This is a genomic window from Pedococcus sp. P2_E5, from assembly GCF_056403895.1.
In genome coordinates, this window is sequence record NZ_JBFUEP010000010.1 from 63,418 (window position 1) to 85,548 (window position 22,131).

The following is a 22,131-nucleotide window of genomic DNA, read 5'->3' on the forward strand; positions in this document are numbered from 1 at the left end:
GCCCCCGGCGCGTCGTGTCCTCGGTGGTCAGACCCCGATCGTGAGGTTGGCGACGTAGCCGTCGGAGGTGTTCCCGGTGACCGTCGCCAGCTGGTAGATCGCGCCGTCGTTGCCGAACACCATGTCCTGCGTCAAGGAGGTGCGGGCGAGGTTCTGCAGGCTGGCCTCGTAGCCCGTCGTCGCGTAGACCTCCGTGCACGCCGCCTCGGGAAGGGCGATCTGCGAGGTCTTGACGATTTGGCCGCTGCTCGTGGCCTGCGAGAGGGACTGGTAGACCTCGAAGTGGATGTGCGGCCAGCGACCGGAGTATGCCGCGGGGAAGATGCTCGTGAACGTCGCCGTGCCGGACGAGTTGGTCGCCTGCACCCCACGGAGGTAGTTCTCGTCGGTGACGCCCTGGGAGTACAGCGAGTACTGGCCGTCACGGTCGCAGTGCCACAGGTAGACCGCCGCACCGGCCATGGCGGCGTAGCCGTTGCCCGCGTCGGTGACCGTGAGGTTGATCGTGAGGGGGATGCCCTCGGCCCTGGTCGTCGATGAACCGAAGCTGCGCGTGATGTCGGAGCGCACGATGCCGGAGTCGTCGAGGACGTTGGGGCCGTTCGAGCCGTCACCCGGGTAGGGGCCTCCGGTCTCGTCGGGCACCTCGGCCTTCGGGGTGGTGCCGGAGGCGCTGGAGCCCGCGGAGCTGCTGGTCGACGAGCTGCTGGTCGACGAGCTGGAACTGGCGGAGCTGCTCGTCGACGAGCTGGAGGTGCCCGAGCCGGCGGACGTCCCGCACGCGGCCAGCGCCGCTCCGGCGCCGAGCCCGCCGAGGATGCCCAGCACCCGTCGCCTGGCCAGCAGCGTCCGGACGTCGAACTCGAGCCCGCGGTCGTGCCGGTCGTCGTGGGGGAACCCGAAGTGGTCGGTCCCGTGGTCCTCTGGAGTCTGGTTCGCGCTCATGGACCCACTGTGGGCGCTCCGGCCATCCGGGACTTGTGCGGTGGCTGTGCGCTTCCTGTGAGCCCGGGTTCAGTCGCGGCTGACCTCGGCGTAGGCCGCCTGGAGCAGGGCGGGGTCCGGCCCCTCCAGCCGCACGGGTTTGGCCAGGCCAGACAGGATGACGAACCGGAGCAGCGACCCGCGCGACTTCTTGTCGCGCTTCATCGCGTCGAGCAGCTGCGGCCACCGGTCGCCGCGATAGGAGACCGGCAGACCGAGCGAACCCAGGACCGACCGGTGCCGCTCCACCAGGGCGTCGTCCATCTTCCCCGCGAGGCGCGCGAGCTCGGCGACGTAGACCATGCCGATCGACACCGCTGCCCCGTGCCGGAACGCATAGCGCTCGACCTGCTCGACGGCGTGCCCGAAGGTGTGGCCGTAGTTCAGGATCTCGCGCAGGTCGGCCTCCTTGAGGTCCTGGGAGACGACGTCCGCCTTGACCCGGACGGCGCGCTCGATGAGCTCGCGGACGTGGGGACCGTCGGCCCGCTTCACCGCGTCGGGGTCGGCCTCGACCAGGTCGAGGATGACGGGGTCGGCGATGAAACCGCACTTGACGACCTCGGCCAGCCCGGCCACGAAGTCGTGCGTCGGCAAGGTCTCCAGCGTCGCGAGGTCGCACAGGACCCCGGCCGGCGGGTGGAACGACCCGACGAGGTTCTTGCCCTCGGGCGTGTTGATCCCCGTCTTGCCACCCACGGCGGCGTCGACCATGGCGAGCAGGGTCGTGGGGACGTGCACCACTGTGATGCCGCGCAGCCAGGTCGCTGCCACGAACCCCGCCAGGTCGGTCGTCGCCCCTCCCCCGACGCTGACGATGGCGTCCGAGCGGGTGAACCCTGCCTGCCCCAGGACGCCCCACAGGAAGGCGGCGACCTGCGCGGTCTTGGCCTCTTCGGCGTCGGGCACCTCCGCGGCATACGCCTCGAAACCCTTGGCCACCAACGCTTCACGGACGCCCTCACCCGTCGCTGCCAGTGCCCTGGGGTGCACGACGAGGACTCGCTGCACTCCCTCTCCGACGAGCTCGGGCAGCTCGTCGAGGAGGCCGGTGCCGATGACGACCTCGTAGTCTCCCCCGACGCTGATGCGGGTGGTGCTCATGCCTGCCCTCCTGTGGGTGCGCCGAGGAAGGCCAGGATCTCCTCGACGACGGCCGCGGGCTTGCGGCCCGCGGTGTCGACACGCAGGGTGGCCAGCCGCTGGTAGGTCGGTCGGCGCTCGTTCATCATCTTGGTCCAGCTCGCCCGGGGGTTCACCATGAGCAGCGGACGACTCGCGTCGAACCCGATCCGCCTGGCGGCATCCGCGATCCCCACGTCGAGGAAGACGACGGTGTGTCCGGCCAGGGCCGCCTGCACGTCGGGGTCCATCGGCGCTCCGCCTCCGACCGACACGATCCCGGACTCCTGCCCCAGGGCCCGCAGCACCTCGGTGCGCTCGAGGTCACGGAAGTGGGCCTCGCCGTGGTCGACGAACAGGTCCGCGATGGACTGGCCGGCCGCCGTCTCGATGGCGCGGTCGGTGTCGTGCCAGGTGAGGTCGAGGGCCCGCGCCACGCGCCGTCCGATCGTGCTCTTGCCCACCCCGGGCGGCCCGATCAGGACCACGCGGGGTCCCGCGGCGCCCTTCACCACGTGCGCATCGCCTCGGGGATGGAGGCGAGGTATGCCGCGTGGTTGCGGGCCGTCTCGCTCACCGAGTCGCCGCCGAACTTCTCGACGCAGGCCTGAGCGAGCACCAGGGCGACCATCGCCTCCGCCACCACACCGGCCGCGGGCACCGCGCACACGTCGGAGCGCTGGTGGATCGCCTTGGCCGCCTCGGCGCCGGTCGTGTCCACGGTGTCGAGGGCGCGGGGCACGGTCGAGATGGGCTTCATCGCGGCACGCACGCGCAGGACATCACCGGTGGACATGCCACCCWCGGTGCCGCCGGCCCGCCCGGTGCGTCGGTGGATGACTCCCGACTCGTCGCGCTCCATCTCGTCGTGGGCGGCAGACCCGCGACGGGCTGCGGTACGGAAACCGTCGCCGACCTCCATACCCTTGATGGCCTGGATACCCATCAGCGCTGCCGCGAGCTGGGCGTCGAGCCTGCGGTCCCAGTGGACGTGCGAGCCCAGACCCGGCGGCAGCCCGTAGGCCACGACCTCGACGACACCGCCGAGGGTGTCGCCGTCCTTCTTGGCCGCCTCGACCTCGGCGACCATCGCCGCGGAACCCGCGGCGTCGAGGGTCCGCACGGGGTCGGCGTCGATCTGCTCGACCTGGTCGGGAGTGGGCAGCGGCGCGTCCTCGGACACGCTGGCCGCGCCGATGGCAACCGTGTGCGAGACGAGCCGGATGCCGTAGGCCTGCTCGAGGAACCGGGACGCCACCTCACCCAGCGCGACCCGGGCTGCCGTCTCGCGGGCGGACGCCCGCTCGAGCACCGGGCGCGCATCGTCGAAGGCGTACTTCTGCATCCCGACGAGGTCGGCGTGGCCCGGGCGGGGACGGGTGAGGGGTCGGTTGCGGGCGACCTCCTTCTCCGCGTTCACGTCGTCGGACGCGGCATACGCCTCTGCGGAGACTGGGTCCGGCGACATCACGGTCTCCCACTTCGGCCACTCAGTGTTGCCGATCCGGATGGCGACCGGGGACCCCATCGTCACGCCGTGGCGCAGCCCTCCGAGGAACTCGACGTCGTCCTGCTCGAACTTCATCCGCGCGCCACGGCCGAAGCCGAGGCGTCGGCGGGCCAGCGCGGCGGCGACGTCCTTGGTCGTCACCTCGACCCCGGCCGGGAGACCCTCGATCGTCGCGAGGAGGGCCGGGCCGTGGGACTCACCTGCGGTCAACCAGCGAAGCATGCCCCGATCCTCCCATGCAGGCCGACAGCGCCCGTCGCTAGGCCAGCACGTGGTACTCGAACACAAGCGCGACGAAGGCGCCCGCGAGCATCGACGGCCCGAACGCGATGTGCGAGCGCAGCCCGACCCGTTGCCCGACGAGCATGACGAGGGCGATCACCCCGCCCACCAGGAAACCCGCCAGCAGCGCCACGACGGCGTGGCCCACCCCGAGCCACCCGAGCAGGAGCCCGATGAGGCCGGACAGCTTGACGTCCCCGAAGCCCAGTGAGCTCGGGGAGACGAATGCCAGGATGAAGTACAGGACGTACATCGCGGCCATGCACGCGAGCGCCCGCACCAGGGCACCCCAGTCGCCCAGGCCCGCTGTGGCGACGACAACGAGCACGAGCAGGGCCGGATAGGCCGGCAGCACCAGGCCGTCTGGCAGGCGGTGCACGTCGGCGTCGATCCACACGAGCCCGACGGCCAACCAGGCGAAGAGCAGGTATGCCGGCGCCGCGGCCCATCCCGCGAGGTCACCGATCCGCCAGCCCACCAGCGCCCAGAGCAGGGCGAGCGCGACCGCCGGCCACCACCAGTGTCGGGGCGGGGTCCCCGCCTCGTCGGACTCGATCCGGTAGCCGGCTTCCGCCAGCGACCGCCCCGTCACCGCTCCGAGGCCGGCCCCCGCCACGGCCAGCAGGACGATCACCCAGGCGGCGGTGCCCGAGCCGACGGCGAGGTCGATCATCGGCCGAGAGCCTGTCTCCCGGCGGCATACATCGCCTGGACGGGCGCCTGCTCGCCGGTGAAGAGGCGGAACTGCTCAGCGGCCTGGTAGACCAGCATGTCGAGGCCGGACACCACATCCATGCCCACCGCCGCGGCGGCGCGGGCCAGCGGGGTCGGCCAGTCGGCGTAGACCACGTCCATCAGCGTGCCGGATCGTCTGCCGTGGCCCAGTGCCTGGGCAGCCACCTCGCCCGCTGCGGGCGGCAGGGTACTGAGGACGAGCCCGCCGCGGTGGCCCCTGCCCCAGGAGGCCAGCGGTAGGACCTCCACCGCGATGCCGGCATGCACCGCGAGCCGCAGGGTCTCGGGTCGGGGCTCACCGCGCACCGCGAGGCGGATCCGCTCCACCCCCAGGGCACCGAGGGCGAGGACGGCGGAGCGCGCTGTCGCGCCCCCGCCGAGCAGGGTCGCAGCACCACCGTGGTCGATGTCCGCCAGCGCCGCTTCGATGCCCCGGACGTCGGTGTTGTGGGCGTCCCACCCGCCGTCGTGGCGGCGCACCAGGGTGTTCACGACCCCGGTGACGCGAGCCGTCTCGGTGACCGTCGTGGCCACGGTGAAGGCGACCTCCTTGAGCGGCATGGTCAGGCTCAGCCCCCGCCACGACCCGTCGAGGCCGGCCACCCACCCCGCGAGCTCTGGCTCGTGGACCTCGTGCGCGGCATACGACCAGTCGGTGAGGCCCAGCGTGCGGTAGCCCGCGCCGTGCAACACCGGTGACAGGGAGTGCGCCACCGGTGATCCGAGGACCGCCGCGCGGCGCGGGTCAGCCACCGCCCTCGCACTTCGGCTTGTTGGCGTCGCACCACTCCTGGCGCTGCGCGTTGTTGCGGTCGTGCTCGGCCTGGGTCACGGCGAACAGCGTCTCGCCGGTGTCGTAGTTGACCGTCACGAAGTAGAACCACGGCCCAGCGGTGGGTTTGGCAGCGGCCTCGATGGCCTTGGCGCCCGGGCTGCTGATCGGGCCCGGGGGCAGACCCTTGAAGGCGTACGTGTCGTAGCGGTTGGTCTTCGCGGAGTCGTACTCGGTCTTGGTCAGGTTGCCCCGCTTCTGGAGTGCGAAGTTCACCGTCGAGTCCATCTGCAGCAGACCGACGGTGGGGCCGTTCGGGTTGTCGAGGCGGTTCTCGATGACGCGGGCGACCTTGCCCCGGTCGGCGACCCCTGCCTCCCCCTCGACGATCGAGGCCACGATGAGCGTCTTCTGGAAGTCTGCTTCGCTGACCCCGGCCTTCTCGAGCTCGGCGACCGCCTGGGCCACCATGATCTTGAGCTGCTGGGCGGCCGTCGCCTTGACGGGGAACTCGTACGTCGCGGGGTACAGGTAGCCCTCGACGTTGCCCTTGGCGCCCGCGGGGAGCCCGAGGGCCTGTGGGTTCTTGGCCGCCGCCGTGTACTCCGCGACGGGGACACCGGTGCCCTTGGACAGCGCCGCGAACACCTCGCTCTTCCAGAGCCCCTCGCGCACCGTGACCCGGGGGACACTGCGGTTCTTGGAGTCCACCAGGATCGCGAGCGCCGCCTTGGCGGTCATCTGCTTCTTCATGGTGTAGCTGCCGGGCTGGATCGCCGCGGCTCGCGTGTCCGCTGCGGCGGCGTCGAGGTAGGCCTTGGCCGTCTTGACCACGTCGGCCTTCTGCAGGGTCGCGCCGATCGTGCGGCCCGTGTCGCCGTCGTTGACGACGATCTGCACCTCACCGGTGCCGGGACCCGGGTAGTCGTTGCTCTCCAGGAACCCGTCGACCATCGGACGCAGCACCGTGTATGCCGCGAACGCCGCCACCGCGACGATCGCCAGGGCCACGAACAGGCATCCGAGCCGACGGCCCCTCCGGCGCGGTCGGCGGCTGGCGTGACGACGGTCCGCTCGACTGCGGACGTCGGACCGGCTGCCGTGCGCGTCCTCGTGCCCCCCGAAGATCGAGTGCTCCAGATGGGGGTCGGTCATCGCCGCCTGTCCTTCGTCCTGGGCTTGCGCCCACCTGTCCTGACCAGCTCCCCGGGCGGTCGCCCGGAGTTGCGCTCCGTGTCGAGGGCTGCCTGCAGGATGAGGACTGCAGCGGCCTGGTCGACGACCGAGCGCTGCCGCCGACCGTCGACCCCGCTCTCGCGGAGGTTGCGGTGGGCATCGACCGTCGTGAGTCGCTCGTCGACCAGACGGACGGGCACGGGGGCGATGCGCACCGACAGCCGCCCAGCATACGTGCGGGCGGCCTCTGCGGCGGCACCTTCCTCACCCGCGAGGGTGCGGGGCAGGCCCACCACGACCTCGACGGCCTCCAGCTCGGTCACGATGACGGCGACCTCCTCGAGGTCGGTCGGGGCTGCAGCAGCCTCGTCGGGATCTCGCGACACGGTCCGCACCGGGGTCGCCAGCAGGGCGGACGGGTCGCTCGCCGCGACACCTACCCGCACGCTGCCGACGTCGATGCCCACCCGCCGGCCGGGGCGGGTGGGCATCGAGGTCGAGGTGGACTGGTTCACCCAGGTCCCTGGGTCGCCGCCTGCACGGCACGGTCGATCTGACCGAGCGCCTCGCCGGTGCGGCTGGGGTCGGTGCCACCGCCCTGCGCCAGGTCGTCCTTGCCGCCTCCACCGCCGCCGAGGGTCTGGGCGGCCAGGMGCACCAGTGCCCCCGCCTTGACTCCGCGGTCACGAGCGCCGGCGTTGGTGGCGACGACGATGGCTGGGCGACCGCTGGCCACCCCGGTCAGCGCGACGACGGACGGTGCGGCGTCACCGAGACGGTTGCGCAGGTCCAGCACCATCGTGCGCAGGTCGTCAGCCGACGTCCCGTCGCCCGCGTCGTGGGTCAGCACGCGGACGCCGTCGACGTCGTGGGCGTACTCGACCAGCTTGCCGGTCGCGGCCTGGACCTGCTCACGGCGCAGCTTCTCCAGCTCGCGCTCGGCGTCGCGGACCCGCGCCACGAGGGCGGCCACCCGCTCCTTGAGCTCGCCCGGCTGCACCTTGACGATGTCGGTGAGCTCGGCGACCAGGGCCCGCTCCTTGGCGAGGTAGTGCAGCGCGTCCATGCCGACGAACGCCTCGAGGCGTCGCACACCCGACCCGACCGACGACTCGCCGGTGACGGTGAGCGCACCGATCTGCGAGGAGTGGCCCACGTGGGTGCCACCGCAGAGCTCGCGCGACCAGGGGCCGCCGATCTCGATGACGCGGACCTGCTCGTCGTAGTTCTCGCCGAAGAGGGCAAGCGCGCCGAACTCACGCGCCTGCGGCAGGGTCATGTACTGCGCGGACACCGGCAGGTCCTGGCGGACGGCGAGGTTCGCGACCTCCTCGATCTCGCTGCGGGTCTCGGGCGACAGGCCCTGACCCCAGGCGAAGTCGAGCCGCAGGTAGCCCGGCTTGTTGTACGAGCCCGACTGCAGGGCGGTCGGGCCGAGCACCTGGCGAAGCGCCGCGTGCACCACGTGGGTGCCCGAGTGCGCTTGGCAGGCCGAGATGCGCCAGTCGGCGTCGACCTCGGCGGAGACGTCCTGACCGGTCCGCAGCGGACCCGTGAGCACCTCGACGGTGTGCGCGACCAGGCCCTTCACGGGGCGCTGGACGTCCACGACCTTGAGGTGCGCGCCGTCCGCGGTGATGACGCCCTCGTCCGCGATCTGGCCACCGGACTCGGCATAGAACGGAGTGCGGTCGAGCACGACCTGGCCGCGCTGACCGGGCTCGAGCTCCTCGACCCGCTCGCCGTCGAGGATGATGCCGAGCACCTTCGCGTCGCTGGTCAGCTCCTGGTAGGCGCGCCAGTCGGTCGCGCCGAGCGCCCGCAGGTCCTTCCAGACCTCGGTGTTGGCGTGCCCGCCCTTCTTGGACCTGGCGTCGGCCTTGGCGCGGTTGCGCTGCTCCTCCATGAGTCGGGTGAAGCCCTCGCGGTCGACCTCCAGGCCCTGCTCCGAGGCCATCTCGAGGGTGAGGTCGATCGGGAAGCCGTAGGTGTCGTGCAGCGCGAACGCCTGGTCACCGGCGAGCGTGCTGCCGCCGGACGACTTCGTCTTCGCGACCGCGGTGTCGAGGATCGTCGTGCCGGAGGCGAGGGTGCGGCGGAACGCCTCCTCCTCGGCGTACGCGATCTGGGAGATGCGGTCGAAACCGGCCTCGAGCTCGGGGTAGGAGTTCTTCATCCGCTCCACGGAGACAGGCAGCAGCAGCGGCAGGCTGGGCTCGTCATACCCGAGCAGCCGCATCGAACGCACCGCGCGGCGCAGCATGCGCCGCAGCACGTAACCGCGGCCCTCGTTGCCGGGCGTCACACCGTCACCGATGAGCATCAGGGACGACCGCACGTGGTCGGCGACGACCCGCAGCCGGACGTCGTCGGGGTGCGACTCACTGGCCGCGTGGCCCGAGTGCGCGCCGTACTTCTTGCCGGTCAGCTCGGCCGCCCGGTCCAGGACGGGGTAGACCTCGTCGATCTCGTAGAGGTTGTCGACGCCCTGGAGCAGGGTCGCCATCCGCTCGAGGCCCATGCCGGTGTCGATGTTCTTCTTGGGCAGCTCGCCCGAGATGTCGAAGTCGTCCTTGGCGCGCACGGCGGACAGCTCGTACTGCATGAAGACGAGGTTCCAGAACTCGAGGTAGCGGTCCTCGTCGACGGCCGGGCCACCCTCGCGGCCGTACTCCGGACCCCGGTCGAGGTAGAGCTCGCTGCAGGGGCCACCGGGGCCGGGGACACCCATGTGCCAGTAGTTGTCGAGCTTGCCGCGCCGGGTGATCCGCTCGGCCGGAATGCCGATGTCGCGGTGCCACAGCTGGTAGGCCTCGTCGTCGTCCTCGTAGACGGTGGGCCAGATCTTGTCGGGGTCGAGGCCGTAGCCACCCTGCCCCTGGGGCGTCGTGATGAGCTCCCAGGCGAACCTGATCGCGCCTTCCTTGAAGTAGTCGCCGAACGAGAAGTTGCCGTTCATCTGGAAGAACGTGCCGTGGCGGGAGGTCTTGCCGACCTCTTCGATGTCACCCGTGCGGACACACTTCTGCACCGACGTGGCGCGGTCCCACTGCGGAGCCTGCTGGCCGAGGAAGTACGGCTTGAACGGCACCATGCCGGCGTTGACGAACAACAGGTTGGGGTCGTCGTAGACGAGCGGCGACGAGGGGACGATCGTGTGGCCCTTGCTCTCGTAGAACGAGAGAAAGCGGCGCCTGATCTCGGCGGTTTCCATGAAAGTACTCAGTCCTTAGGCGCATGCGGGGCCACCGACGGGCCGGCATGACGAATCGTACGGGCAAACAACGGGGGTATGCCGGGGCGACGGCGCGGGTGCGCCAGCGCCCCTAGAAAGCTCGTCCGCCCCGCGGTCCCGTGGGGTCGTCGAGCAGCGCCCGTGCCGAGGCTGCGTCGAGGCGTGCCGCGCTCGCCTCGGGGTCGTCGGCGGTGCCGGCATCGATGCCCAGGGCGAGACGCAGCTCGCCCTCGCGCTCGGCCATGCCCTCGCGCACGGCGGCGGCGAGCTCGCGCAGGCCGTCACCGAAGTCGGCCAGCCCGTGGGCGACCCCGGTCGGCGTGTAGGCCTCGGCGGCCTTGCTGACCTTGCGCACGGCATACACACCGGCTGCGGCGCCCAGCGCCACCCAGAACAGACGTGCCATGGTGATCAGCCCCTGCGGCGGCGACGGCCGCCTGCGCTGCGGGTGCCTGAGCCGCGGGTGCCCTTGGCACCCATGGCCGAGCGGACGCCGTAGGTGAAGGCTGCAACCTTCACGACCGGCGATCCGAGCGTGGCCGCGAACAGGGCGGTGAGCGCGCTGGCGTTCGTGGTGATCGCCGAGACGTTCGTCGTGATGCCGTCGACCCGGGCCAGCTGCTCGTTGGTCAGGCTGACCGTGTCGGTGAGCTTGAGCAGGGTCGGCTGGACGTTCTCCGTGGTGCTGCGCAGGCTGACCCTCGTCTCGTCGAGGATCTTGCCCGCCTTGCCGATGACGCTCCCCAGTCGGAAGACGAGGAACGCAAAGGCCAGCGCCGCGATCGTGCCCGCGATGTCGCCCAGACTCACTGAATCCATGCTGGTCACCCTAACCGACCACGAGGATGCCTCGCGCGACCGCGGGAGTTGTCGACGCTCCAGGGGTCACGATCGCACGTTCGCCATGAACGGAGGGTGCGATCGGGACTCCTCGACCCCGTCGTCTCGCCGCGGAAGGTGCCCGCCGGGTGTCAGGAGCGGCGGATGCGGGACTTGAGCCACGCCCAGCGGGGGCCGAGGCGCTCCTCGAAACCGCGGTCGGTCGGCCGGTAGTAGTCGGTCGTGCCCTGCAGGTCGTCGGGCAGGTAGTCCTGCTGGGCGACCCCGTCGGGCTCGGAGTGGGCGTAGACGTAGCCGTCCCCGTGCCCCAACCGGGTCGCACCGGCATACCCGCTGCCGCGCAGCGATGGCGGCACCGCCCCACCACGGCCCGCGCGGATGTCGGCGATGGCCTCGTTGATGCCGGTGTAGGCCGCGTTGCTCTTGGGCGCGAGGGCGTTGTGGACCACGGCCTGCGCCAGGATGATCCGCGCCTCGGGCATCCCGATCTGGGCCACCGCGTGCATGGCGGCGACCGCGGTCTGGAGCGCCGTGGGGTCTGCCATGCCGACGTCCTCGGACGCCGCGATGACGATGCGGCGCGCGATGAACCGAGGGTCCTCCCCTGCCTCGAGCATGCGGGCGAGGTAGTGCAGCGCGGCATCGACGTCGGAGCCTCGCATCGACTTGATCAGGGCCGACGCGACGTCGTAGTGCTGGTCGCCGGTCTTGTCGTAGCGCACGCTCGCGAACGCCACCGCCTGCTCGGTGTGCGCCAGCGTGATCTCCACGGGCCCGTCCGGCTCCGCACCAGCCGGTATGCCGTCCTGCGCCACTCCCGCGGCAGCCTCCAGCGCGGTGAGTGCCCGCCGGGCGTCGCCGCCGGAGATCCGCACGAGGTGAGCGGTCGCGTCGTCGGCCAGTGCGTACTCCCCCGCCAGCCCTCGCCCGTCGGCGATGGCAGCCGCGAGGACGTCGGCCACCTCCTCGTCGGACAGGGACGTGAGCGTGATGAGCATCGAGCGGGACAGCAGGGGCGCGATGATCGAGAACGAGGGGTTCTCGGTGGTCGCCGCGACGAGGATGACCTGCCGGGTCTCGACGCCGGGCAGCAACGCGTCCTGCTGGGCCTTGGTGAACCGGTGGATCTCGTCGAGGAACAGGACCGTCTGGCGGTCGTACATGTCGCGTTCGCGGGCGGCCTGGTCCATGACGGTCCGGACGTCCTTGACACCTGCGGTCACGGCCGAGAGCTCGACGAACCGGCGGTCGGCCGCGGTCGCGACGAGGTGGGCCAGGGTCGTCTTGCCGGTGCCGGGAGGCCCCCAGATGATCGCGCTGAGAGCTCCTGCCGATCCGCCGGAACCCTCGATCAGCCGGCGCAGCGGACTCCCCGGTCGCAGCACGTCGGACTGGCCGCGCACCTCCTCCAGCGAGCGCGGCCGCATGCGGACGGCGAGAGGAGGCAGGGAGGCTCCCGACGGCATACCGTCGCCGTCCCGCGCGGACGCGGCCACACCGAACAGGTCATCGTCAGCACCAGTTCCCACGGGTGGCAGGCTATCCCCCGTGACCGACGCGCCCGACCAGCCATCCGCCGCCGCCGCTCACCCCGACCGGTCGACCTCCGCCCTCTCCCACCTCGGCGGCTTCGTCGGGCGTCATCCCAGGACGGTCATCGTGCTCTGGCTGCTCGCGGTCGTCGCCGCGTTCGCGGGTGCCTCCGGCGCCTTCGGCAACCAGTCGCTGTTCGACCGCCTGCAGACCGGCGAGCCCTCCGTCGCCGGGGAGAACCTCCAAGGACGCGACCAGCTCGTCGCCGCGGGCCGCTCGGCCACCTCCACCCACCTCCTCCAGGTGACGGGGGCCGACGCCGCCGCGCCCGCGACAGTCACAGCCGTGCGCTCCGCGGCCGAGACGATCGGTCGCATCGACGGGGTGGCCTCCGTCGCCGCGCCCCAGCTCGTACCCACAGGGCTCGACAGCCCCGCGGCGAGGGCTCTGCTGCCGACGTCCGGAGACGGGTTCGCCGCCGTCGTGACCTTCGACCGCGACCTGACCGGCGAGGAGCGCGACAGGACGCAGGCGCAGGTCGACAGGCAGTTCCACGACCTCGTCGCCGCGGTGCCGGGTGCCCAGGGAACCACCGGCGGCCTGGCCGACCTCATCGAGGCGATCACGTCCCAGGTGGAGACCGACCTGCGCGCAGGCGAGGGGATCGCCCTGCCGATCAGCTTCCTGGTCATGGTGCTCGTCTTCGGTGGTTTCGTGGCGGCCGGCATGCCGATCATCGGGGCCATCGCCTCCATCGCCGGCGCTCTCGCGTCGCTGCTCGGGTTCTCCCACGTCATCGACCTCGACGCCACCGTGGTCAACGTCGTCACGGTCCTCGGGCTGGGCCTGTGCATCGACTACGGGCTCCTCACGGTCAGCCGGTTCCGCGAGGAGCTGCGCAGCCGCGTGCAGGGTCGCCCCGCCGCCGAGATCACGCGCGACGAGATCCTCGCGTCGGTCGCCCGCACCGTGGACTCGGCCGGGCGGACCGTCGTCTTCTCCGCCCTGACCGTCGCGATCTCCCTCGGCGGCCTGCTCGTGTTCGAGGCGTCGATCCTCAAGGCCATCGGCTCGGCCGGCCTGTCGGTCGTCCTCGTGGCGATGCTCGTGGCCCTGACCCTGGTGCCCGCACTCTGCGTCGTCGGCGCTCGCCGACTGCTGAAGCGAGGCACGGAGCAGGCCCCCGAGGAGGGCGTCTTCTCCAGCCTCGCCACCCGCGTGTTCGCTCACCCGCTGCTCGTCATCGTCGCCGTGCTCGTCGTCCTCGGAACCCTGGCCGCCCCGGCCCTCCACCTCCGGCTGACGTCCTCCGGCAAGGAGCTGTTGCCCGTCAGCGCACCCCAGCGTGAGTTCTTCACGGCCCTGGAGCGCCAGTACCCGCAGCTGTCCGGCCCGGACGTGCAGGTGGTTGCCGAGGCAGGGCTGGAGGAGACCCAGGCGTATGCCGCGTCGCTGCCGGTCGTCGACGGGCAGCGCCTCACCGGGCGGGTCGAGAGCGTCGACGCCGGCCTGACCGTCGTGGAGATCGACACCGCGGGTGGCGCGCTCGGCGACGGCGCGCGTGACGCCGTGACCGCGCTTCGGGCCGACCGCCCGGACTTCCCCACCAAGGTGATCGGCGAGGCCTCGGGCCTGCGCGACTTCACCGACTCGCTGCGCGAACGCGCCCCCATCGCGTTCGCGCTGGTCGCCCTCGCCACCCTCGTGCTGCTCTTCCTCATGACCGGGTCGGTCGTCATCCCGGTCAAGGCGCTGCTCATGAACGTGGTGTCCCTCGGCGCGAGCCTGGGCGTCGTCGTGTGGATCTTCCAGCACGGGCACCTCGAGGGCCTCCTGGGCTTCGACTCGGTCGGGGCGATCGAGTCGACGATCCCGATGCTGGTGCTGGCCTTCGGGTTCGGGCTGTCGATGGACTACGAGGTGTTCCTCCTGTCGCGCATCGTCGAGCTGCACGAGCGGGGCGTCGGCAACGACGAGTCCGTCATCGCGGGCCTGCAACGGTCGGGACGGATCATCACCTCGGCGGCGGTGCTCGYCGTGATCGTCTTCTCCGGGTTCGTCGCCGGGCAGCTGCTCGTCATCAAGGAGACCGGCGTGGGTCTGGCCGTGGCGGTGCTGCTCGACGCCACCCTCGTCCGGATGCTGCTCGTTCCCGCCACGATGGCCCTGCTCGGCGACTGGAACTGGTGGGCGCCCCAGGGGCTGCGGCGCTGGCACGCCCGCTTCGGGATCACCGAATGACGTTGCGGCAGATCACCTCCCACACCGACCTCCTCGACGCCACCGGTGGCAGCGCGTTCATCCGCTACGACATCCCGTCGCCGTTGGAAGGCACGGGCTACGCGGGCGGTGCCGCCGTGGCCCTCCCCCGACGCACGCACACGCGCCGGCTCGGGATGCTGGTCATCGGCCCCACCTCCGACGTCGGGCGCCTCGTCGGCGCGATGCTCAGCGAGGGGGTCCTTCCCGCAGAGCTCCGGTCCGTCACCGTCCAGCGCGGCGCGCTGGACGCGGTCGCCGCCCACCTGCCGCTCGCCGACGGCAACGAGTGGGAGTGGCTGTGTGCCGCGAGGGCACCTTCCGAGGTCCCCGCCGAGTCCGGTCTGGTCACCCTGGACGGCACCGACCTCGGCGAGATCCGCGAGCTGCTGGACGTGGCCAACCCGGGCACCGACGCGCGGCCCTTCGAGTTCCCGGACCAGCACTGGGTGGGAGCGCGGGACGACTCCGGCCGCCTGGTCGCCTGCGGTGTCCGCGAACCCAACGTCGCAGGCTGGCCGGTCCTGTCCGGGATCACCGTGCACCCCGACCACCGCGGGACGGGGCTGGGACTGGCCGTCACGGCACACCTCACGCGCGAGGCGGTCCGCGAGCGCGGAGCGTGCACCCTCGGGATGTACTCCGACAACGCCGTGGCGCGCCGGCTCTACACCGGACTCGGCTACGGCGACGTGCACGAGTGGTCGAGCCGCAGGCTGGCCGACTGACGGGGCCTCGACCTGCGCCAACGCCATGGATGTGCCTACATTCGGGGAGACCCGGCACCACAGCCGTAGCCGGAAGCACTGACGAGAGGACTGACATGGCCACCATGTCCAACGGCGACGTCGAGATCCACTTCGAGGACAGCGGCGGCCCTGGCCGTCCGGTCGTCCTGATCCACGGTTGGCCACTCAGCGGTGCCTCGTGGTCCACCCTGACGCCAGCCCTCCGGGACGAGGGCTATCGCGTGATCACGTACGACCGCCGCGGTTTCGGCCAGTCYGGCAAGCCCGGCGCCGCCTCCTCCTACGACTACGACACGCTCACCGGGGACCTCGACGTCCTGATGACCGAGCTCGACCTGCAGGACGCCAGCCTCGTGGGGTTCTCGATGGGTGGCGGCGAGGTGGCCCGCTACGTCGGGACCCACGGCGAGGACCGCGTCCACAGCGTCGTGTTCGCCGCAGCCATCCCCCCGTGCCTGCTGAAGGACGACGACCACCCTGACGGCGCCCTCGACCTCGACACGGTCAGCGGCATGCAGGGGCAGCTGCGCGAGGACCCCTCCGGGTTCCTCGACGGGTTCCTGACGAACTTCTTCAGCGCCGACGGCGAGCTCAAGGTGACCGAGGAGCAGCGCCAGGACGCGCTGGCCCTCGCAGCCCAGGCCGACGTCCACGCGGCGGCGGAGTGCATCCGCTCGTGGGTCAGCGACTTCACCGGCGACCTGGCGAAGGTCACGGTCCCCACCTTGGTCGTGCACGGCGACAGCGACGCCATCGTGCCGTTCGAGGTCTCGGGTCAGCGCACCCACGAGGCCGTGACCGGCAGCGAGCTCGTCGTGCTCGAGGGCGGACCCCACGGCATCTTCGCCAGCCACACACCGGAGTTCAACGCGGCCGTCGTCGCCTTCCTCGCGAAGTAGCCCAACCGCCGTCATGGGGCAGCGCGCAGGGGTCAGGCGAAGTCCTCCGGGGTGTAGCTGCTCGGTTCGACCAGCACGAGCCAGTTGCCCGAGTTGTCGCGACACAGGGCCTCGGTGCCGTAGGGACGCTTCGACGGTGGCTGGATGAACTCGACGCCCTTGGCGCTGAGCTCCTCGTAGGTCTTCTGGCAGTCGTCGACGCTCAGACCGAGCCCGTTCATGCCGCCCTCGTCCTGCGACCTCCGGATCGCCTCGACCATCTCCGGCGCAAGGGGTGGACCAGGGACCGCGAGGTTGACGTTGAGCTCGGGCTGGCTCGGGTGCACCACGGTGCACCACCGGTAGCCGTCCCCGAGGGTGATGTCGTCCTTGAGCTCGAAGCCGAGGACGTCGGTGTAGAAGGCCAGGGCCTCGTCCTGGTCCTTGACGAAGACGCTGACGATGCTGATGTTCGTGATCATGGTTCGAGCCTAGGAGCCGGCCTGGGCGAGAGGCTTCTCCTCGATTGCGGACTGGCGGGAGCCCCGCCCGCCCCACGGTCCTGCTTCTCGGCGAGGCCCCACATGAAGACGAAGCACCCGGGGATGTGCGGTGCGCCCGCGGCATACCGGCGCTGGAAGTCGCTCGGGCTCTCGCCGACGACCGCGCGGAACCGGCTGCTGAACGACCCGAGACTCGAGAACCCGACTGCGTGACACACCTCGGTGACGGTGAGGTTGGTGGCGCGCAGCAGGTCCTGGGCACGCTCGATCCGGCGCTGGGAGAGGTACTCCCCCGGCGTCAGCCCGTAGGTCGCCTTGAACAGCCGCAGGAAGTGGTACTTGCTCAGCCCGGCGATCGTGGCGAGGCCGGCTACGTCCACCGGTTCGGCGTAGTGGCGGTCGGCGTGGTCGCGCGCCCGGCGCAGGTGCACGAGCACGTCGCCGGGAGCACGCAGTCCCTTGTCATCCACCCGCCCCATTCTGGTCCACCGTCTCGAGGACCACCGCGCGTCACATTTCGAGTCGCCCCCACGTCAATCACGGCAAGTCATGACGTCATGCGTCAGCCATGGTGCTCCCTCGAGGTGAGGCGTCCGACAGCTGCCATGTGACGTCGACAAGGGCTCGGCGGCAGCCGGAGTCGTCAGGGGGTGGGGAGTGGACGACTCGATCGAGTCGGAGTGGCTGCAGCACCAGGTTGCCGCCGCTGCACGGGTCGCTCCGATCGGGAACATTGCCCACGCGGCAACGTTTCTCGCCGTCGGCCTGCTGGTCATCCCTCACTCGGTGGGCTTCGCACGGTTCGCGTGGATGGCCGCAGGCGTTCTGACGTGCCTCTACACGGTTCTGGCGTGGCTGCCGGCCAGCAGGGTGACTCCGTTCCCGCACCCACTTCGCGTGCGAACGCAGATGATGTGCGTCTCGGCACTGTTCGGCTCGCTGTGGGTGTGGGGCTACCTGCTCGTCGTCTCCCAGGCTCCAGGCCAGTCTGCAGTCGTCGTCGCCGCCACGATCGCCGGGGTGATGGGCTGCGGCGCGGTCGCACTGTCCACCTGCCTGCGGGTGGCGATGACCTGGGTCATCACCATCGGACTGGGCGACGCGCTGGCCACGTTCCTCCAGCCCTCGCGGGAGCTCAAGGTGCTGGGCGCGTTCTGCGTCGGCTACATCCTCGCTCTCGGGGTGTGCATTGCCTACCTGAACCGCTCGTTCGAGGCCAGGTGGAACGCCGAGCACGCCACCGAGGTCGCTCACCGGCGGGTTTCCTTGTTGTTGGAGGAGTTCGAAGGTGGGTCCCGCGACTGGATCTGGGAGACCACACCCGACGGTGTCCTGGAGCGTGCCTCCGCCCGGTTCGTCGACGTCAGCGGCCTGCCGGCCAGCGAGCTGCACCGGCTGACCCTTCCCGGGCTGCTGAAACGGTTGTCTGCCATCGGTGCACCCGGGACCCGCGGCGCCGTCATCTCGGTCGCTGCGCTGATGTCCGCACATCGACCGTTCGCAGCCCTGGAGCTGTCGGTCATCGTGGCCCGTGAGACACGGTGGTGGCGCCTGTCGGGCCATCCGCAGCCCGGCGGAGGTTGGTCCGGGGTGGGATCGGACATCACCGCGCAACGCGAGGCACAGGAACGAGTCCAGCTCGCGGCGATCACCGACTCGCTGACCGGTGTGCCCAACCGGTACGCGTTCAACGCCGTGCTGGAGGGCAGCGGGGAGCAGTTGAGAATGGAGTCCAGCACACGGTTGTGGCTGGCCATCATCGACCTCGACGACTTCAAGTCCGTGAACGACTCGCTGGGACACCCGCTGGGCGATCGGCTGCTCCAAGCCGTCGCTCAGCGGATCGCCGCGGCCATGTCGTCCAGGGGGTTCTTCGCCCGCCTGGGTGGCGACGAGTTCGGCGTCCTCCTCTCCGGCGTCACCGAGGACGAGGCGAAGACGCAGTTCGATCGGTTGGGCGGGGTCGTGGCCGACGCGCCTTTCGACATCGACGGACGCTCGGTCTCGGTGACCTGCGGCATCGGGTACGCGGCTCACGACCAGCTCGGTGATCGGCAGGAACTCGCGGACCTGGTCATCGCCGCCGACCTTGCGCTCTACGAGGCGAAGTACGCCGGGCGGAACCGCCTGGTCCGGTTCCGGCCCGAGTTCCGGTCCGACAGCGACCAGCGGATCACGTCGATGCGGGAGCTGTCCGCGGCTGTCGCCGACGACGAGCTCATCGCCCATTTCCAGCCACAGGTCTCGATCGACCAGCAACAGGTGGTCGGCGTCGAGGCACTGTGCCGATGGGTCCGACCGTCCGGCGAGATCATCCCTCCCTCCCAGTTCATCAGGCTGGCGGAGCAGTCGGGCGACATCCTGCCGCTGGGCCGACGCATGCTGCAGCTGGCCTGCATGGAGGCCGCATCCTGGTCCCATCCGATCCGGGTGTCGGTCAACGTCTCCCCGGTCCAGCTGCTGGCCCATGGGTTCGTCGCGGACGTCGTCACGGCGTTGGAGGCGGCGAAGCTGCCGGCCGGCCGGCTCACCCTCGAGGTGACCGAGTCGTCGCTGGTCGACCAGGACGCCATGGCTGTCCTGGCCGACATCAGGGACCAGGGAGTCAGGGTGTCCCTCGATGACTTCGGCACCGGGTACGCCTCGCTGTCGAACCTGCGGGCCATGCCGCTGGACGAGATCAAGATCGACCGGTCCTTCGTCACCCCGCTGGACCAGGGTGACCCGGTGGCGATGATGGTGGTCCGGTCCGTCATCGACCTGGCGGAGGCGCTCGAGCTCACTGTCGTCGCCGAGGGGGTGGAGACGGAGCACCAACATCGAGTGCTCGAGGAGCTCGGATGTACCGTCTTCCAGGGCTACCTGAACTCTCGACCGCTGTCCCCCACCGAGCTGGCCGATCACCTGCGCAGGGTGGCCACCACGCGCCGGGTCCGACCTCGCGACCGAGCGCCCGGATGAAGCCGGCGCACCACCTCGTCACCGCGACACGCAGGACGAGCGCGGCGACGTGGAGCCTTCGCGGCACCTGAACCGGACACAGGTATGCCGCCCGCTCGAGCCGAGCGGGCGGCATACGCCGTGTGCGTGGTGAGGGCTCAGCCCTCGACGGCGACCTGTTCCGTGGCTGCCTTGGGCTCCGCTGCGGCGTCGACGCCGGCCTCCTTGCGCTGCTCGGACGTGATCGGGGCGGGAGCCGCGGTCAGCGGGTCGTAGCCGCCACCGGACTTGGGGAAGGCGATGACGTCGCGGATGGACTCGGTGCCGGCGAGCAGCGAGACGATACGGTCCCAGCCGAAGGCGATGCCACCGTGCGGCGGGGCGCCAAAGGCGAACGCGTCGAGGAGGAAGCCGAACTTCTCCTGCGCCTCCTCCTGCGACAGACCCATGACCTTGAAGACCCGCTCCTGCACGTCCCGGCGGTGGATACGGATGGACCCGCCGCCGATCTCGTTGCCGTTGCAGACCATGTCGTAGGCGTAGGCGAGCGCGGTGCCGGGGTCGGTGTCGAAGGTGTCGAGGAACTCGGCCTTGGGCGAGGTGAACGCGTGGTGAACCGCGGTCCAGGCGCCGCCGCCGACTGCCACGTCACCCGCGGCGAGCGCGTCGGACGTCGGCTCGAAGAGTGGGGCGTCGAGCACCCAGAGGAACGACCAGGCGTCAGTGTCGATGAGCTCGCAGCGCCTTCCGATCTCGAGGCGCGCGGCACCGAGCAGGGCACGGGACGACTTGGTCGCACCCGCCGCGAAGAAGACGCAGTCGCCGGGCTGGGCACCCACGTGCGCTGCGAGGCCGGCACGCTCGGTGTCGGACAGGTTCTTGGCGACCGGCCCGCCGAGCTCCCCGTCCTCCTGGACGAGGACGTAGGCCAGGCCCTTGGCCCCGCGGCTCTTGGCCCAGTCCTGCCAGGCGTCGAGCTGCTTGCGCGGCTGCGAGGCCCCGCCGGGCATGACGACGGCGCCGACGTACTCCGACTGGAACACCCGGAACGGGGTGTCCTGGAAGTACTCGGTGCACTCGACGAGCTCGGTGCCGAACCGCAGGTCGGGCTTGTCGGACCCGAACCGGCGCATCGCCTCGGCATAGGTCATCTGGAGGAACGGCGTCTGCAGCTCGACACCGATGAGCTTCCAGACCTCGCGCACGACCTCCTCGCCGAGCTCGAGCACGTCCGCCTGCTCGACGAACGACATCTCGATGTCGAGCTGGGTGAACTCGGGCTGGCGGTCGGCGCGGAAGTCCTCGTCGCGGTAGCAGCGCGCGATCTGGTAGTACCGCTCCATCCCCGCGACCATGAGCAGCTGCTTGAACAGCTGGGGGCTCTGCGGCAGCGCGTACCAGGAGCCGGGCGCGAGTCGCGCGGGCACGAGGAAGTCACGGGCGCCCTCGGGCGTGGAGCGGGTCAGGGTCGGCGTCTCGATCTCGACGAAGTCGCGGGCGCCCAGCACCGAGCGGGCAGCGGCGTTGACGCGCGACCGCAGCCGGATGGCGCTGCCGGCCGAGGAGGCACCGGGACGACGCAGGTCGAGGTAGCGGTGCTTGAGGCGGGCCTCTTCGCCCACGGTGACGCGCTCGTCGATCTGGAACGGGAGCGGGGCCGAGGCGTTGAGCACCTCGATCGAGCTCGCGACGACCTCGACCTCACCCGTAGGCAGGTCCGGGTTGACGTTGTGCTCGGTGCGGGCGACGACCTCACCCGTGGCGCGGATGCAGAACTCGTTGCGCAGGTCATGGGCCGCACCGGTGAGGACCTCGTCGCGAGCCACGACCTGCACGATCCCGCTGGCGTCGCGCAGATCGAGGAACGCCACTCCACCGTGATCGCGCCGACGGGCAACCCAGCCCGTGAGCGTGACGGTCTGGCCGGAGTGGTCGGCACGCAGGGTGCCGGCCTCATGGGTGCGGAGCACGAGAGATCCTTCGATTCGCGGGTGGTGAACCCGGCCATCCTACGAGGTGGTCGAGTGCACCTCGCCGTCGACGTAGACCCATCGGCCGGCCCGCCGCACGAAGCGGCTGCGTTCGCGGAGCACGCCCTCGGAGTGGGCCGCCTCGAACTCGACCTCGCCGCTGGGATCGCCCTCGCGGCCGTCGGCCGTGGCCAGCACGGTCAGCCCGAGCCAGTGCGGCCCGTGCTCGAGCTCGAGCGCCGCGGGACGGGTGCGGGGGTGCCACGTGCGCACGAGATAGGCCTCGTCCCGCACGACGAAGGCGCAGTAGCGGCTGCGCATCAGCTCGACCGCCGTGGTGGCCGCCCGCTGGCCGTCGTGCAGTGGCCCGCAGCAGCCGGCATAGGGCTGACCGCTCCCGCAGGGGCACCCGGTGGTGGCGCCCGTCCCGAAGACGCCCACTCAGTCCGCCGGGCCAGCGGTTGCGCGGCTGGTCGCGAACGGTCGTGTGCGGCGCGGAGTCGGGGTCGGGTCGGTCATGGGGTCACGCTAACGCAGCGTGACGTCGCTGGAGGGTTGACTACTGCGGGCAGCGAGCCGCGCGACGCCGTCCTCGCCACGACGGCTGTGCCCCAGGTCCGCCAGGGCGAGTGTGGGGCGGGGG

At 71.0% G+C, this 22,131-nt stretch carries 20 protein-coding genes; 4 read left to right on the forward strand and 16 right to left on the reverse strand.

Features of this window, described 5'->3' with window-relative positions; all coding sequences use genetic code 11:
• Window positions 1-27: 27 nt before the first annotated feature.
• The 12 genes from AC1DVZ_RS05075 to AC1DVZ_RS05130 all read right to left on the reverse strand — a co-directional run bounded on the left by AC1DVZ_RS05075 (window position 28) and on the right by AC1DVZ_RS05130 (window position 12,122).
• Window positions 28-945, reverse strand: coding sequence for an intradiol ring-cleavage dioxygenase (locus AC1DVZ_RS05075; RefSeq protein WP_477617088.1), 918 nt, complete (start codon window positions 943-945; stop codon window positions 28-30).
• A 69-nt stretch (window positions 946-1,014) separates the two neighbouring features.
• Complete coding sequence (aroB, locus tag AC1DVZ_RS05080) at window positions 1,015-2,088, reverse strand: 3-dehydroquinate synthase (RefSeq protein WP_477617089.1); 1,074 nt, start codon at window positions 2,086-2,088, stop codon at window positions 1,015-1,017.
• Window positions 2,085-2,621 carry a shikimate kinase gene (locus AC1DVZ_RS05085; protein WP_477617090.1) on the reverse strand — a complete coding sequence of 179 codons (537 nt, stop codon included), beginning with the start codon at window positions 2,619-2,621 and terminating at the stop codon, window positions 2,085-2,087. Before AC1DVZ_RS05085 ends, aroB begins: the two co-directional genes overlap by 4 nt.
• Window positions 2,615-3,838: a chorismate synthase gene (gene aroC / locus AC1DVZ_RS05090; RefSeq protein WP_477617091.1), complete on the reverse strand. Its 1,224-nt coding sequence runs from the start codon at window positions 3,836-3,838 to the stop codon at window positions 2,615-2,617. Before aroC ends, AC1DVZ_RS05085 begins: the two co-directional genes overlap by 7 nt.
• Before the next feature lie 37 nt (window positions 3,839-3,875).
• Window positions 3,876-4,571 carry a prepilin peptidase gene (locus AC1DVZ_RS05095; protein WP_477617092.1) on the reverse strand — a complete coding sequence of 232 codons (696 nt, stop codon included), beginning with the start codon at window positions 4,569-4,571 and terminating at the stop codon, window positions 3,876-3,878.
• On the reverse strand, window positions 4,568-5,386 hold the full coding sequence (locus tag AC1DVZ_RS05100) for a shikimate dehydrogenase (protein ID WP_477617093.1): 819 nt from the start codon (window positions 5,384-5,386) through the stop codon (window positions 4,568-4,570). Before AC1DVZ_RS05100 ends, AC1DVZ_RS05095 begins: the two co-directional genes overlap by 4 nt.
• Window positions 5,379-6,560: an endolytic transglycosylase MltG gene (gene mltG / locus AC1DVZ_RS05105; RefSeq protein WP_477617094.1), complete on the reverse strand. Its 1,182-nt coding sequence runs from the start codon at window positions 6,558-6,560 to the stop codon at window positions 5,379-5,381. The genes AC1DVZ_RS05100 and mltG overlap by 8 nt, the downstream gene beginning before the upstream one ends.
• Window positions 6,557-7,072 (reverse strand): Holliday junction resolvase RuvX, encoded by a 516-nt coding sequence (ruvX, locus tag AC1DVZ_RS05110; RefSeq protein WP_477617108.1) that lies wholly within the window; start codon window positions 7,070-7,072, stop codon window positions 6,557-6,559. Before ruvX ends, mltG begins: the two co-directional genes overlap by 4 nt.
• Window positions 7,073-7,092: 20 nt before the next feature.
• Window positions 7,093-9,795: an alanine--tRNA ligase gene (alaS, locus tag AC1DVZ_RS05115; RefSeq protein ID WP_477617095.1), complete on the reverse strand. Its 2,703-nt coding sequence runs from the start codon at window positions 9,793-9,795 to the stop codon at window positions 7,093-7,095.
• A 112-nt stretch (window positions 9,796-9,907) separates the two neighbouring features.
• Window positions 9,908-10,222 (reverse strand): DUF6167 family protein, encoded by a 315-nt coding sequence (locus tag AC1DVZ_RS05120; protein WP_477617096.1) that lies wholly within the window; start codon window positions 10,220-10,222, stop codon window positions 9,908-9,910.
• Between the two features lie 5 nt (window positions 10,223-10,227).
• Window positions 10,228-10,626 carry a DUF948 domain-containing protein gene (locus tag AC1DVZ_RS05125; RefSeq protein ID WP_477617109.1) on the reverse strand — a complete coding sequence of 133 codons (399 nt, stop codon included), beginning with the start codon at window positions 10,624-10,626 and terminating at the stop codon, window positions 10,228-10,230.
• A 161-nt stretch (window positions 10,627-10,787) separates the two neighbouring features.
• On the reverse strand, window positions 10,788-12,122 hold the full coding sequence (locus AC1DVZ_RS05130; RefSeq protein ID WP_477617110.1) for a replication-associated recombination protein A: 1,335 nt from the start codon (window positions 12,120-12,122) through the stop codon (window positions 10,788-10,790).
• A gap of 82 nt (window positions 12,123-12,204) precedes the next feature.
• On the opposite strand from AC1DVZ_RS05130, the gene AC1DVZ_RS05135 reads away from it, so the two are divergent.
• The 3 genes from AC1DVZ_RS05135 (at window position 12,205) to AC1DVZ_RS05145 (ending at window position 16,096) form a co-directional block, all read left to right on the forward strand.
• Window positions 12,205-14,430: an MMPL family transporter gene (locus AC1DVZ_RS05135; RefSeq protein WP_477617097.1), complete on the forward strand. Its 2,226-nt coding sequence runs from the start codon at window positions 12,205-12,207 to the stop codon at window positions 14,428-14,430.
• Window positions 14,427-15,176, forward strand: a complete 750-nt coding sequence (locus AC1DVZ_RS05140; protein ID WP_477617098.1) for a GNAT family N-acetyltransferase — start codon at window positions 14,427-14,429, stop codon at window positions 15,174-15,176. Before AC1DVZ_RS05135 ends, AC1DVZ_RS05140 begins: the two co-directional genes overlap by 4 nt.
• A 95-nt stretch (window positions 15,177-15,271) precedes the next feature.
• Entirely contained in the window at window positions 15,272-16,096 is an 825-nt protein-coding gene (locus AC1DVZ_RS05145; RefSeq protein WP_477617099.1) for an alpha/beta fold hydrolase, read from the forward strand.
• Between the two features lie 32 nt (window positions 16,097-16,128).
• Here the strand turns inward: AC1DVZ_RS05145 and AC1DVZ_RS05150 are convergent, their stop codons facing one another.
• Together AC1DVZ_RS05150 and AC1DVZ_RS05155 are read right to left on the reverse strand one after the other, a co-directional pair.
• Window positions 16,129-16,557: a VOC family protein gene (locus tag AC1DVZ_RS05150; protein ID WP_477617100.1), complete on the reverse strand. Its 429-nt coding sequence runs from the start codon at window positions 16,555-16,557 to the stop codon at window positions 16,129-16,131.
• On the reverse strand, window positions 16,554-17,057 hold the full coding sequence (locus tag AC1DVZ_RS05155) for a helix-turn-helix domain-containing protein (protein ID WP_477617101.1): 504 nt from the start codon (window positions 17,055-17,057) through the stop codon (window positions 16,554-16,556). Before AC1DVZ_RS05155 ends, AC1DVZ_RS05150 begins: the two co-directional genes overlap by 4 nt.
• A gap of 178 nt (window positions 17,058-17,235) precedes the next feature.
• Between AC1DVZ_RS05155 and AC1DVZ_RS05160 the strand changes: the two genes are divergently transcribed.
• Window positions 17,236-19,539 carry a putative bifunctional diguanylate cyclase/phosphodiesterase gene (locus tag AC1DVZ_RS05160; protein ID WP_477617102.1) on the forward strand — a complete coding sequence of 768 codons (2,304 nt, stop codon included), beginning with the start codon at window positions 17,236-17,238 and terminating at the stop codon, window positions 19,537-19,539.
• A 137-nt stretch (window positions 19,540-19,676) separates the two neighbouring features.
• On the opposite strand, the gene aspS is transcribed toward AC1DVZ_RS05160, so the two are convergent.
• On the reverse strand, window positions 19,677-21,488 hold the full coding sequence (gene aspS / locus AC1DVZ_RS05165; RefSeq protein WP_477617103.1) for an aspartate--tRNA ligase: 1,812 nt from the start codon (window positions 21,486-21,488) through the stop codon (window positions 19,677-19,679).
• A 39-nt stretch (window positions 21,489-21,527) separates the two neighbouring features.
• Window positions 21,528-21,929 (reverse strand): YchJ family protein, encoded by a 402-nt coding sequence (locus AC1DVZ_RS05170; protein ID WP_477617104.1) that lies wholly within the window; start codon window positions 21,927-21,929, stop codon window positions 21,528-21,530.
• Window positions 21,930-22,131: the final 202 nt, after the last annotated feature.